Origin of the sequence: Psychrobacillus insolitus (assembly GCF_003254155.1) — a bacterium.
GTDB classification, from domain to species: domain Bacteria; phylum Bacillota; class Bacilli; order Bacillales_A; family Planococcaceae; genus Psychrobacillus; species Psychrobacillus insolitus.
Genome location: NZ_QKZI01000002.1, coordinates 318664 through 332327, shown reverse-complemented (window position 1 = coordinate 332327; position 13664 = coordinate 318664). Strand labels below are relative to the sequence as shown.

Below are 13664 nucleotides of genomic sequence, written 5' to 3'. Positions count from 1 at the left end.
GAAATAGCAAAACACACTGTTATCCCTTGTAAAAAAGCCTCGCCTGGACGCTTTAAAAGATTTTTAAAGTTTTTGCTAAATTTAGTAAAAACTGCGAATCTAGTAGAAAGCTCATATCACAAGTGTTTCACGCATGAAACACCTATCATGATTGTCCTTTGTAAGCATACAATAGGGTCAAAATGATGTCAATTGCTCTGAGTGAAAAACTTCACATAACATACGGAATTGACAATTTATCGACAAATTTAACTTTAGTCAGCAAATCTCTTTTGCGACGTGGCGTATTTAATCACTCTTATTTTTTCTGTAAGTATTCTTTTAATGCGGCTACTATTTTTTGTGATGCTTTTCCGTCTCCGTAAGGATTACTGGCTTTTGACATAGAGTCATAAGCATCTTGACTGGACAGTAACTCATTCGTTAACTGATAAATTGTTTCTTCTTCCGTACCAGCTAGCTTCAATGTCCCCGCATCAATTCCTTCTGGTCGTTCCGTTGTATCGCGAAGAACGATTACTGGTTTACCTAGTGAAGGAGCTTCTTCTTGTACTCCGCCCGAATCCGTTAAAATAATATGGGAACGAGCTGCGAAGTTATGGAAATCTAGTACTTCTAGTGGTTCGATTAAATGAATACGATCGTTATCCCCTAAAATTTCACTTGCTATTTCGCGGACTGCTGGATTCATATGAACAGGATAAATAACTTGTACATCTTGATGTTGCTCAAGTATACGATTGATCGCACGGAACATATTTCTCATAGGTTCTCCTAAGTTTTCTCTGCGATGCGCAGTCAATAAAATAATTCTGCTATCTTTCAGTTTTTCTAAAATAGGATGTGAATAATCTTCTCTTACCGTCGTTTGAAGTGCATCTATTGCAGTATTCCCGGTTACATAAATTCGATCTGCTGGTTTATTTTCTGCAAGTAGATTGGCACGTGATTTTTCCGTAGGTGCAAAATGAATATCTGCCATTACTCCAGTAAGTTGACGATTCATCTCTTCCGGAAACGGCGAATGTTTATTCCAAGTGCGCAGCCCAGCTTCTACGTGACCAATGGTAATTTGATTATAAAAAGCAGCTAAACTCGCTACAAATGTAGTGGAAGTATCTCCATGAACTAGAACGATATCAGGTTTTGCCTCTTTCATAACAGCATCTAATCCCTCAAGTGCTCTAGTAGTAATATCTACTAATGTTTGGCGGTCTTTCATCATGTTTAAATCATAGTCTGGCTTAATCTTAAAAGTCTCTAGAACTTGATCTAACATTTGACGATGCTGAGCAGTTACTGTAACAATCGACTCGATTTCTTCTGAATGCTTTTGCAGCTCTAGAACAAGTGGCGCCATTTTAATAGCTTCTGGTCTCGTCCCGAAAATTGTCATTACTTTCCATTTACGCATGAAATTGTGACACTCCTTTTAATTATTAAGACATTATAAATACCTGCCTCTAGGTAGAGGCAGGAGTTTAACTTTTCCTATTTATTTTGTTCCGAATAGACGGTCTCCAGCGTCTCCTAGACCTGGTACGATGTAGCCGTGATCATTAAGTTTCTCATCTAGTGCAGCAATATAAATATCTACATCTGGATGTGCTTTTTGTAATGCTTCTACGCCTTCTGGTGCTGCGATTAGGCACATAAATTTAATGTTAACTGCTCCACGTTTTTTAAGTGAATTTACTGCTTCAATTGCTGAACCACCAGTTGCAAGCATTGGATCTACTAAGATGAAATCACGTTCTGCTACATCCGCAGGAAGTTTTACGTAGTATTCAACTGGTTGTAATGTTTCTGGATCTCTGTAAAGTCCGATATGCCCAACTTTTGCTGCAGGGATTAATTTTAATATCCCGTCAATCATTCCAATACCAGCGCGAAGAATTGGTACAATCCCCAATTTCTTTCCTGCTAATACTTGTGACTTAGTTTTTTGGACAGGTGTTTGTACTTCTGTTTCTTTCAATGGAAGGTCACGAGTAATTTCAAAGGCCATTAATGTCGCTACTTCAGCTACAAGTTCGCGAAACTCCTTTGTGCCTGTGTTTACATCTCTAATATATGTAAGTTTGTGTTGAATAAGTGGATGATCAAATACGAATACTTTTGGCATCTGGCTTATCTCCTCTATGTTTTATTTGCAATTCGTTTTATTATAACAAAAAACTCAGGATACTTACAGCAATCCTACATTTTTAATATTACGTCTATTTTATTTTGTGACATTGGTTTGTAAAAACAGAACTCTTGACCTATTTGGCAGTTAAATTTCTTTAATATTGGCAATTAAGAATCTCACTATTTTTTTCCGATACTTCTTGTTGAATATATCCTATGAGTTTATTAAACAATACCAAAAAATAGCTACCTTTCCAATACAGAAAAGTAGCTACCTTCAAAATATTCAATTAGCTATATAACGGGAAACGGTCTGTTAAAGCGGCAACTCTTTCTTTTGCTTCTTGAAGTACAGATGCATCTTCATGATTTTTCAATAATTTAGCGATGATCGAAGCAATCTCTTTCATCTCTTCTTCTTTGAATCCACGAGAAGTTGCTGCTGGCGTTCCAAGACGAACACCAGAAGTAATGAACGGACTTAGTTTTTCATAAGGAATTGTGTTTTTGTTTGCTGTAATACCCGCTTCATCAAGTACATGTTCTGCAACTTTCCCAGTTAAACCGATAGCAGAAACGTCTACAAGCATTAAGTGGTTATCTGTTCCACCTGAAACGATACGAAGACCTTCTGCAGTTAAACCATCTGCAAGTGTTTTTGCATTAGCAACTACTTGCGCTTGGTACTCTTTGAATTCAGGTTGTAACGCTTCACCAAACGCAACTGCTTTTGCAGCGATAACGTGCATTAATGGACCACCTTGAATTCCTGGGAAAATCGTTTTATCAATTTTCTTCGCGAACTCTTCTGTTGTAAGGATTAATCCCCCACGAGGTCCACGCAATGTTTTATGCGTAGTAGATGTTACGAAATGTGCGTGTGGTACTGGGTTTGGATGTAATCCAGCAGCAACAAGTCCTGCGATATGAGCCATATCTACAAAAAGGTACGCTCCTACTTCATCTGCAATTTCACGTAATTTAGGGAAATCAATAATACGAGAATATGCACTAGCTCCAGCAACGATCATTTTAGGTTTATGTTCTAATGCTCTAGCACGAACAACTTCATAATCGATTACTTCCGTTTCTTCCGTTACTCCATAATCTACGAAGTTATAAAGTATTCCACTAAAGTTAACTGGAGAACCGTGAGTTAAATGTCCACCATGAGATAAGTTCATACCTAAAATAGTGTCACCTGGTTGTAAAGCTGTCATGTAAACGGCCATATTCGCTTGTGAACCTGAATGTGGTTGTACGTTTGCATGTTCAGCTCCGAAAATTTCTTTCAAACGATCACGTGCAATATTTTCCACTACGTCGACATGCTCACAACCACCATAGTAACGTTTACCAGGGTAGCCCTCTGCATATTTATTTGTTAGTACAGAACCTTGTGCTTCCATAACTGCCTCTGATACAAAGTTTTCTGATGCGATTAACTCGATGTTCGCTTGTTGACGTTTTTTCTCCGCAAGCATAGCTTCGTATACTGCTGGATCTTGTGATAGAATCTTTTCCACTATTATTCCTCCTTGAATATCATGCGTATAATGCACGTTCTCCGCCAATTAGCTTTGGACGTGTTTTTGCAATCGTAACGACCGCTTCCCCTACTTGCTTAATGGACACGCGAATTGGTACAGCTACTGGTTGTAGTTGCATACCAATAAGGGTTTGTCCTATATCAATGCCGGCTTGTGCTTGCACATGCTCGACCACTACAGGGTCCTGTAATTGAGTGTACGCAAAAGCAGACATTGAGCCTCCTGCGCGAACAACTGGAATAACTGAAACTTCCGGTAATCTAAAAAGTTGCTGTGCTTTTCTTTCCATAGTAATTGCACGATTTATATGTTCACAGCCTTGGAAAGCAAGATGAACTTTATTTCTTTTGGCAAATGCTTGTAATGGTCCAAATAATACTTCTGCTACTTCTAATCCACCGGCTGTACCAATTTTCTCACCGATTATTTCTGAAGTTGAACAGCCAATAACAAATAAATCATTTTCTTTTAAATTAGCTTGCTGCTCTACTTCCATTAGAAGTTGTTCCATTTGTTGTTTCCACAAAGCTTTTGCTTCCATTAGAAATCACCTTCTTCTGTCAAGTCTAGCGCTTTCGCTTTAGTTCTCTAACGCAGTGATTTTTTCTATACGACGTTCGTGGCGTCCGCCTTCGAAGTCTTGAGCTAGCCATGTTGCAACGATCTCTCTTGCAAGACCTGCACCAATTACGCGTTCCCCCATTGCAAGGATGTTTGAATCATTGTGACATCTTGTTGCTTTCGCTGAGAACACATCATGCACTAATGCACAACGAATACCTTTGACCTTGTTTGCTGCTATAGACATACCAATACCTGTACCACAAATTAAAATCCCACGATTAAATTTCCCACTTGCTACACCTTCAGAAACTGGCATTGCATAATCAGGATAATCTACGGAATCATTACTTTTAGGACCAAAATCCTCATAGGAAAGTCCAAGTTCTTCTAATTGTTGAATAATTTCTTTTCGGAGATTATTCCCACCGTGATCGGAAGAAATTGCAATTTTCAACTTGTTCCCTCTTTTCTGTTTAGCACTCAAATTCATCATACCATTTTTCCTCAAAAAAAAATACAATTCAATTAAAGTGAATTGTATTTTAAAAGCCTATTTTGAAGAATTTCTATCAAATTGGTTAATAACCTTGTATAATTCGCTCGATTGGTCCTTTAATCCGAACGATAATTGCTCAATTTTATCAATTGATCGTGCTTGCTCATCTGTTGAACTTCTTACTTCTTCTGCTCCAGCTGAGGTTTGTTCTGCAATTGCCGCAACTTCTTGAGATTGTCTTGCAGTATGTTCAATATTTATCAATTGTTTTTCCACGAATCTCGAAATTTCTAAAACGGAATCTGCCATTTCGTGAATTTTATTCGACATACCTTCTACTGCTACATTCGTTTCAGAGACACGTTTTGCTTCTCCAACAGCAAAACTCACTTGCTCTGTCATTTGTTGGACAACAGTTTGCACATCATTTTGAATAGCTAGTATTAAAGAAGAAATGCCTTGTGCTGCTTTTCTGCTTTGATCTGCTAACTTACGTACTTCTTCTGCTACAACCGCGAAGCCTTTTCCATGCTCACCGGCCCGGGCTGCTTCAATAGAAGCGTTTAGAGCCAATAAGTTTGTTTGTGCAGCAATATCTCCAACTAATTGAATAATATTTTCCACTTGCTTAGCATTCTCTTCTAATTGATGTATATTCACTAATGCCGATTCATTACCAGAAGCAATTTTTTGAATTCCTTGTACGAGAGTTTGAATAACATTTGTAGTTTGTGTTAATTGTTGCATCATTTCCTTTGATTGGATAGAAGACCTCTCCGCTCGCTCATTTACTTCCGTTGCAAGAATTCGAACATCTTCTACTGATTCTGCAGTTTCTTGTATAGCAATCGCTGAACTTTCTGCACCTTGTGATATATCTCCAATTGTTTGTGCAATTACTTCTGCTTGCTGAGCTGCAATCGTCGACTCTTTTGATAATTGATTCACTGTAACATTGGTTTTTTCAAAATTTTCTTCAATACCTTGCACCATTTCTCTTAAGTTCAAAAGCATCGCTTGAAAAGCAACGGCTACCGAATGTATTTCATCATTCGTTTTAGGGATGTCCACATCGATCCCAATCTTCCCTTGAGAAGCTAATGTGGCTGCTCTTTCTAAACTAAACAACGGTTTGATCAGTAGTCCACTGAAAAAATAAGCTAAAACTCCAGACCATAAAATCCCTAATGTATATGTAAGTATTTCAAATTGAAAAGATCCGATTCCGATGGATGCTTCAATTAGGAGAGGCTGTAAATAATGAATAAATAAAGCACTTGCTGTGTAGGTGACGAGCGCTAGAATGGTAACAAACAACACAATTTTCTTCTGTAATCCAAATGCGTGCTTTTTCTTTTCTGCCATCCTATATATCCCCCCGCAGTTTTTTTACTAGTTCATCTGTTAATGTATGTAATTCCTGAAACGTCTTTTCATATGTATGTAAATCACCACCATATGGATCAGATACATCTTGTATATCTAGCGGAGTCGCAAATTCTTTGTACATTGACACTTTCGTAGCTATTTCTGGGAATGCGTGAATGATTAGTTGTTTGTGAGATGCTGTCATTGTCAGCACAATATCTGCCCACTCTAACATTTGCTCATTTAAAGAAGAGGAGACATGATTAGAGTGTATGCGTGCATTTTCCAATACCATTAGCGCATTTTTAGATATCTCCCCTCCATCCATAGCGTAAATACCAGCAGAACGTACTTCTATTCCCGTTATATCACGCGCTGCCAAAATAGCCTCTGCCATTGGACTTCTACATGTATTTCCTGTACAAACAAATAAAATATTCATCCTCTATTCCCTCTTCTCTAGTATATATTAAGTATTTTAATTTTTATAAGATTATTGTTATTTTTTAAAAGATAAAATAGGAGATTTCTAATTAGATAAAGTTAAGATACCCATTATTAATAAAACAAGTCCAGCTAACTTGATGATCAGTGCTCGATTCATAAAAGCATGCTTATAGATTATTTTTTGTGCAATAAAGATTGCCAAGAAGGAAAAAATTCCAGAACTCAAAATAAATAAGAGTTTTTCTACTTCAAGCATACCAAATGAAATACTAACTGAAAAGGTATCTATGCTCGCAACTACCGCAAGAATATAAGGAGACAATAGTGGAGCTTGTTTTGGAGATTGAGTTAACATCATTTGTAACCCAACTAAAGCCAGTAAAATTCCTGATAAATAGGGACTTGCTTGATGTAAATAACTTTGAACAAGCACTCCAGCAAAATAACCAATTAACGGGAAAAGCATATGTAAAGACGCAACCCAACAAGCTAAGGTAAATATTTGTTTCTTATAAGATACAAGTGAAAATAAAATGAGTACATCTACGGAAACTAACGCTCCAGCTAAAATTTCTCTCCACAAAAAAATCTCCCCCGTCCATTTACATACTTAAATGTATGCATAAGATTAGAAGAGAATTCTTTACAATCAAATTTGCCTTTGTTTATTTGCTTGTGCTTGTCGCTTTGGATAGGTGGATTGTCGTGTTCGCGTGGGTTTTTGTCGTGTTCGCGAACCGGATTGTCTCGCTTAGCTAATTGCTTCCAGTTATTATGATACATTTGGCCCTCTGAGCAGCAGATAGAAGAGGGCCTCCTTTTGATTGGACGCCCTGACGTAAAAGTTTAAAGCGGAAACCAATTGCCACTTGCGGCCTTTTCTAATCGGTTCATAATTGCACTGCCCACACCATTTTTCGAAAACACAGGTGCTAGTACAACATCTGCATCCGTTTCGTCGCAATTCCTTAAAGCTTCATAGAGACGTTTTGCCGCCTCTTCTAGCTGCTCTTCTTTTCCTAATGTAAAAAAGTAATCCACAGCTACGGATTGGAATTGTTCACTTGCAATTAACGCAACTTTTTTTTGTTCCTTATGTAAAGTTTCAATTGCTTCTTGTACTATTTCTAGAGAAGAATCTATTAAGTAAACAGGTGCGTTTGGAGCGTAATGAGCGTATTTCATTCCCGGTGCTCGCGGTGCTTCTTCCCGATCAGTTGGTTTAGATTCATTTACGAGTCCAATTACCTTTTCTAGCATTTCTTTCGTTACTCCACCTGGGCGAAGAATCGTCGGGATATCCGATGTACAATCTAAAACCGTAGACTCAAGTCCAATTCCAGTTGCTCCGCCATCTAAGATAAATGGTATTTTTCCATTTAAGTCATCCCATACATGCCCTGCATTCGTTGGACTTGGTTTTCCACTTCTATTAGCACTTGGAGCAGCAACAGGACGTTTCAAACGACGTAATAATTCAAGAGCTACTGGATGTTCTGGCATACGGACGCCTACTGAATCTAGTCCAGCGGAAACATTTTTTGCAAGAGAATTTGGTTTTAACGGTAATATTAATGTAAGCGGACCCGGCCAAAATGCATCGATACAAAAACCAGCTACTTCTGGAATATAAGTAGTAAATGCCAAAATTTCCTCTACTCCCCCTACATGAACAATAAGAGGATTATCTTGCGGTCTACCTTTTGCTTCAAAGATTTTGCGAACTGCATCTTCGTTGGTAGCATCAGCTCCTAAACCGTAAACTGTTTCTGTTGGAAAAGCGACCGTTTCCCCAGCTTTCAACAAATCCACAGCCTGTGCATAACCTTTCTCTTTTGTGGATAAGTTATCCACACTCGCTATTTCCGTTTTCATCTCGTTATTCCTCCTTTCTAGTGAACTTATACACAAAATGTTAATAACCTTCTGAATTTTGTGGATAATTATGTGAAAAACTTATCTTTAAACCATTCCCAAACAAAGAATTTCGGCTTTTCTTCTACTTCTTCATCTTTGTAACAAACTTTTGGAAATAATGCACACCACCAGTTATCCCCACGTCCATTTCCAATCTTAATAACGATCGAATCTACCTGTTTTTGAGTTGAAATTCCTTCATTCCACACTTTTGGTGGAAATAACGCTAGCCCTGTGGATATAATAATTTTTTCGTCTAACTTTTCTGACAACTTATCCACAATTGGTTTTAGTTCATCCACAGCATTTTGTGGATTACTTTCATACTTCATTAATATCGGCTCGATTGACTCTTTTATTTCATTTTTGATTTGCTGATCTTCTATAGTATTGCTATTTGCTATTAATCGAAAACGCATTCCATCTGCTTGATCCGTTTGTTGAAATAGAAGAAATAAAATCAATTGCATGATTAGTAACATCCATATAAATAAAATAATCGAATCTATTTTTTGTACAGCACTAGTTGCTCTCTTTATCTCGTAATCTGGTAACATTGTCCATTCCCCCTTAGGAGCATTGTTACCAATAGATTCATATTTTATTCAACTATTGTGCAAAAAACGAAACGATCTTTTTTATTCATATCTTGCACCACTTCTACCAATGCATTTGGAAAAGCTACTTGAAGCATTTCTTGCACTGCTAAACCTTGTTCATATCCTATTTCAAAGCCAATGAAACTAGCCTTATTCATCATATCAGGCAGCTGCTGCGCCATTTTACGATACAGTTGCAATCCATCTTCTTCTGCAAATAATGCCAGATGTGGTTCATAATCTATGACAGTATCTGAAAGAGTTTTTGCTTCATCATGTCCAATGTACGGGGGATTCGACAAGACTATATCCCATTTTTGATCCTGAATCGGTTCTAGTAAATCACCTTGTTTAAACGTAATATCCGCACTTAAAATTTGAGCATTTTTCATTGCTACTGCTAGTGCAGCTGACGAAATATCAGTGGCGGTAACTTGTAACCTAGGTATTTCTTTTTTTATAGAAATCGCGATTGCTCCACTGCCAGTACCTATATCAGCAAGTTTTACGGTATTATTTGCATCAAAAAGAGATTGTGTGCGTTTTTCCACTTCTTCTATTAACTCTTCTGTTTCTGGACGTGGAATTAGAACATCTTCGTTCACAAAGAAATCTCGACCGTAAAACGTTTCTTGCTGGATAATATATTGAAACGGACGTCCAGTTGCGTGCTCTTCGATATATGCCCAAAACGTCCCGAAGTCACCTGTGGATATCTCTTCGTACATGGCCATCATGAGTTGTGAATAACTTTTTCCAAGAACATGCTGCAATAAGTATCTAGCTACTTCTTTTTCTCGATTATTTTCTACTAAAAAAGAAGAAGCCCGATTGAGGGCCTCATAAATTGTCTTACACATTGGAGTCATTCAATCTTTCTAGTTTTTCCGCTTGGTCTTCTAAAATTAGTGCATCAATTACTTCGTCCAGCTTGCCTTCTAAAATTTGGTCTAGTTTTTGAATCGTTAATCCAATACGGTGATCTGTTACACGATTTTGTGGATAATTGTACGTGCGAATTCGTTCAGATCTGTCACCTGTTCCAACTGCTGATTTTCGCACAGCATCATATTCTGCTTGTGCTTCTCGATGGAATTTATCGGCAACACGCGCTCTAAGAATCTTCATTGCTTTTTCTTTATTTTTTATTTGTGATTTTTCATCTTGCATGGAAACTGTAATACCAGTTGGTAAATGCGTCAAACGGACAGCGGACATGGTTGTGTTAACTGATTGTCCACCTGCACCAGATGATGCAAATGTATCGGTACGAATTTCTTTGTCATGAATTTCTACTTCTACTTCCTCTACTTCCGGAAGTACTGCAACTGTCGCAGTCGATGTATGAATACGGCCACCCGATTCAGTTTCTGGAACACGTTGTACTCGGTGCGCACCATTTTCATATTTCATTTTCGAATGGGCGTTAGCACCATTGATCATAAAAATAATCTCCTTAAAGCCACCAAGTCCTGTTGGGTTTGAGTCCATAATTTCAACTTTCCAGTTTTGGGTTTCTGCAAAACGACTGTACATACGGAAAAGGTTACCTGCAAAAAGTGCAGCTTCATCTCCACCTGCCGCTCCGCGAATTTCCATAATAACGTTTTTGTCGTCATTTGGATCTTTCGGTATTAATAATATTTTTAGTCGTGCTTCAAGCTCTTCAATTTGAGCTTCTAAATCAGTTACTTCTTCTTTGACCATATCGCGCATTTCAGCATCTAGCTTATCTTCTAGCATAATCTTTGCTTCTTTATACTGGCTCTTCACTTCTTTATATTCACGATATGCATCCACCGTATTTTGTAAATCGGATTGTTCTTTTGAATATTTCCTTAAATTATTTAAATCATTGACCACTTCTGGGTCACTTAGTAATTCGTTTAACTTATCGTAACGATCTTCTACCGATTGTAAACGATCAAACATGGACCTCACCTCGTTCTTTTAGTCTTTGTACACTAACCTTTTTTATAGGGCTCCGCTAAAATACAAACTATACTGTTGATTTCCGTTACAGGCGGACGCTTTCCGCGGGCGGTCCGTGAGCCCCCTCGTCGCTACGCTCCTGCGGGGTCTCACCTGGACACGCTTTTCCCGCTGGAGTCGCCGCCTTTCACTGCAATCAACAAAATATTTAATAATCAACAGTTATATTTTTACAAAGGTGGATTGGCATGGCATCTTCTGCATACCGGATAATAGGAATCATTTCCACCGATTTGAATTTGCTCGCCAGTGTATACTGGTTTTCTATCTTCGTCCACCCGTAAATTCATAATCGCTTTTTTATGACAGAACCAACATATCGTTTTCATTTCTTCAATTTTATCCGCATAGATTAACATATAGCGACTGCCTTCAAACATTTCATTTTGAAAATCATTTTTAAGACCAAACCCCATTACTGGGATATTTAACTCGTCTACTACTTTTGTTAGTTGTAAAACATGCTCTTTTTTCAGAAATTGCACTTCATCGATTAAGATGCAGTAAGGTGTTAAAGTTTGCGCACTTACTAGTTCATATAAATTCGTATCATCGTAAATAGCTGTAGCTTTTCTTTTAAGTCCAATCCTACTCGATATATATCCTACTTCATCGCGTGTATCTATGCCGGGAGTAAATATTAGGACTGGTTTATTTTGTTCTTCATAGTTATGAGCTACTTTTAGTATTTCAATCGACTTTCCACTATTCATCGCACCGTACTTAAAAAATAATTGGGCCATATTATTTCTCCTTGTAAATCGTTCTCTATATTATCTCTTCTATTTATAACATATAGAAGTATGTATCGGCACTTTTATATTGCTTAATATATAACAGAAATAAATTAAAAATACCTGTAAAGCACGGTGTGCCTTACAGGTATTTGGTTTCTTATTCTTGAATGTCTTCTTTGATACCGTATTTTTTGTTGAAACGATCCACACGGCCATCTGCTGCTGCGAATTTTTGACGCCCAGTATAAAATGGGTGACATTCGTTACAGAACTCGACTTTAATGTCAGATTTTACAGAACCAGTTGTGAATGCGTTACCACATGAACATGATACTGTTGCTTCTTTGTAATCTGGATGAATTCCTGCTTTCATTACTATCTCTCCTCTCGCCCTGAACCATCTGGAACAGAGTTGGTTATGAAACTGATACCTTACACGATCCGATAACAATCAATCGTATATGTAACAGAAATGTATAAACTCACGTTAATATAGTACCACGGGCGGAATATAATTACAAGTACTTAATTCTATTTAGATAGAAAAGTTAATTTATAAAGTAACTTTTCCGCTACGGTGGGCTTTCATTTCTCCTGCTAACTGCTCAAAAAATGCTTCGTTCGTATCTGTTTGTCCAAGCTTTTTCATGAACCGTTCTGTGAAATCATGAGAATCTGAGAATGTTTTACGAATAGCCCAAAGTTTATCCAATTGCTCTTTTGGTATAAGCAACTCTTCTTTTCTTGTCCCAGAACGACGAATATCTAATGCTGGGAAAATACGACGCTCTGCAAGATGACGATCTAAGTGGAGCTCCATATTTCCTGTCCCTTTAAATTCTTCGTAAATTACTTCATCCATACGAGATCCAGTATCGATCAAAGCCGTAGCCAAAATTGTTAAGCTTCCGCCTTCTTCAATATTACGTGCAGCACCGAAAAATCGTTTTGGACGATGGAACGCTGCCGGGTCAATACCACCTGATAATGTACGTCCACTTGGTGGAATTACTAAGTTGTAGGCACGAGCAAGACGCGTAATAGAATCCATTAAAATGATGACATCACGTTTATGTTCTACTAAACGCATCGCTCTTTCTAGTACAAGCTCTGCCACTTTTACATGGTTTTCTGGTACTTCATCAAACGTCGAACTTACAACATCTGCTTTTACAGAGCGCTCGATATCTGTTACTTCTTCTGGACGCTCATCTATTAATAGAACAATTAATTCTGCATTCGGATAATTGGTTGTAATTGAATTAGCAATTTCTTTTATCAATAATGTTTTTCCTGCTTTAGGAGGAGCAACGATTAATCCACGCTGTCCAAATCCAACAGGCGACACTAAATCCATAATACGAGTGGATAAATGATCAGAATTTGTTTCTAACTTAATATGACGATCTGGATATAATGCTGTTAGACCCGGGAAATGTACACGTTCTTTCGCTGTTTCAGGGTCTTCTCCATTAACAAGCTCTACATGCAATAATCCGTAATAACGTTCACTTTCTTTTGGAGGGCGTACTTTACCAGTAACTTTGTCTCCATTACGAAGATCAAATCTTCTAATTTGTGAAGCAGAAATATAAATATCTTCTGAGCTAGGAGAATAGTTAATCGGACGCAAGAATCCAAATCCTTCTTGCTGAATGATTTCTAAAACACCTTCCATAAAGAAGAAACCTTCTTGCTCTGCACGGGATTTTAAAATAGCAAAAATAAGCTCTTTTTTAGATAACTTACTGTATGCTGCTACTTTAAATTTACGCGCAAGGGCATAAAGTTCTTTCAGTGTCATGTTTTCTAGTTCATTAATTGTTGTTTGTGTCATCGGCAAGTCGCACCATTCTTTATTTTA

Annotated in this window: 15 protein-coding genes; all 15 read right to left on the bottom strand. The window is 37.7% G+C overall.

Going from position 1 to position 13664, the window contains the following annotated elements; translation table 11 throughout:
* Positions 1–298: 298 nt before the first annotated feature.
* The 15 genes from wecB to rho all read right to left on the bottom strand — a co-directional run bounded on the left by wecB (position 299) and on the right by rho (position 13637).
* Complete coding sequence (gene wecB, locus C7437_RS08890) at positions 299–1414, bottom strand: non-hydrolyzing UDP-N-acetylglucosamine 2-epimerase (RefSeq protein ID WP_111439321.1); 1116 nt, start codon at positions 1412–1414, stop codon at positions 299–301.
* Between the two features lie 81 nt (positions 1415–1495).
* Positions 1496–2125 (bottom strand): uracil phosphoribosyltransferase, encoded by a 630-nt coding sequence (upp, locus tag C7437_RS08885; RefSeq protein ID WP_111439320.1) that lies wholly within the window; start codon positions 2123–2125, stop codon positions 1496–1498.
* Between the two features lie 295 nt (positions 2126–2420).
* Positions 2421–3656: a serine hydroxymethyltransferase gene (gene glyA, locus C7437_RS08880; RefSeq protein ID WP_111439319.1), complete on the bottom strand. Its 1236-nt coding sequence runs from the start codon at positions 3654–3656 to the stop codon at positions 2421–2423.
* A gap of 19 nt (positions 3657–3675) precedes the next feature.
* Positions 3676–4221, bottom strand: coding sequence for a TIGR01440 family protein (locus tag C7437_RS08875; RefSeq protein WP_111439318.1), 546 nt, complete (start codon positions 4219–4221; stop codon positions 3676–3678).
* A 39-nt stretch (positions 4222–4260) separates the two neighbouring features.
* A complete protein-coding gene (gene rpiB, locus C7437_RS08870) occupies positions 4261–4698 on the bottom strand; it encodes a ribose 5-phosphate isomerase B (RefSeq protein WP_111439317.1) in 438 nt (145 codons plus the stop codon).
* A 96-nt stretch (positions 4699–4794) separates the two neighbouring features.
* A complete protein-coding gene (locus C7437_RS08865) occupies positions 4795–6105 on the bottom strand; it encodes a methyl-accepting chemotaxis protein (RefSeq protein WP_111439316.1) in 1311 nt (436 codons plus the stop codon).
* Position 6106: 1 nt separating this feature from the next.
* Positions 6107–6550, bottom strand: a complete 444-nt coding sequence (locus tag C7437_RS08860) for a low molecular weight protein arginine phosphatase (protein WP_111439315.1) — start codon at positions 6548–6550, stop codon at positions 6107–6109.
* 87 nt (positions 6551–6637) lie between these two features.
* The gene (locus C7437_RS08855; RefSeq protein WP_111439314.1) at positions 6638–7138 is read right to left on the bottom strand and encodes a manganese efflux pump; all 501 of its coding nucleotides are present in this window, start codon (positions 7136–7138) and stop codon (positions 6638–6640) included.
* A gap of 263 nt (positions 7139–7401) precedes the next feature.
* Positions 7402–8430, bottom strand: coding sequence for an L-threonylcarbamoyladenylate synthase (locus tag C7437_RS08845; RefSeq protein WP_111439312.1), 1029 nt, complete (start codon positions 8428–8430; stop codon positions 7402–7404).
* 68 nt (positions 8431–8498) lie between these two features.
* Positions 8499–9029 (bottom strand): stage II sporulation protein R, encoded by a 531-nt coding sequence (locus C7437_RS08840; protein ID WP_111439311.1) that lies wholly within the window; start codon positions 9027–9029, stop codon positions 8499–8501.
* A 44-nt stretch (positions 9030–9073) separates the two neighbouring features.
* Positions 9074–9931 carry a peptide chain release factor N(5)-glutamine methyltransferase gene (gene prmC / locus C7437_RS08835; RefSeq protein WP_342767784.1) on the bottom strand — a complete coding sequence of 286 codons (858 nt, stop codon included), beginning with the start codon at positions 9929–9931 and terminating at the stop codon, positions 9074–9076.
* Positions 9924–11003, bottom strand: coding sequence for a peptide chain release factor 1 (gene prfA, locus C7437_RS08830; RefSeq protein ID WP_111439309.1), 1080 nt, complete (start codon positions 11001–11003; stop codon positions 9924–9926). The genes prmC and prfA overlap by 8 nt, the downstream gene beginning before the upstream one ends.
* Positions 11004–11233: 230 nt before the next feature.
* Positions 11234–11806, bottom strand: a complete 573-nt coding sequence (locus C7437_RS08825; RefSeq protein ID WP_111439308.1) for a thymidine kinase — start codon at positions 11804–11806, stop codon at positions 11234–11236.
* A 151-nt stretch (positions 11807–11957) separates the two neighbouring features.
* A complete protein-coding gene (gene rpmE, locus C7437_RS08820; protein ID WP_111439307.1) occupies positions 11958–12173 on the bottom strand; it encodes a 50S ribosomal protein L31 in 216 nt (71 codons plus the stop codon).
* Between the two features lie 180 nt (positions 12174–12353).
* A complete protein-coding gene (gene rho, locus C7437_RS08815; RefSeq protein WP_111439306.1) occupies positions 12354–13637 on the bottom strand; it encodes a transcription termination factor Rho in 1284 nt (427 codons plus the stop codon).
* Positions 13638–13664: the final 27 nt, after the last annotated feature.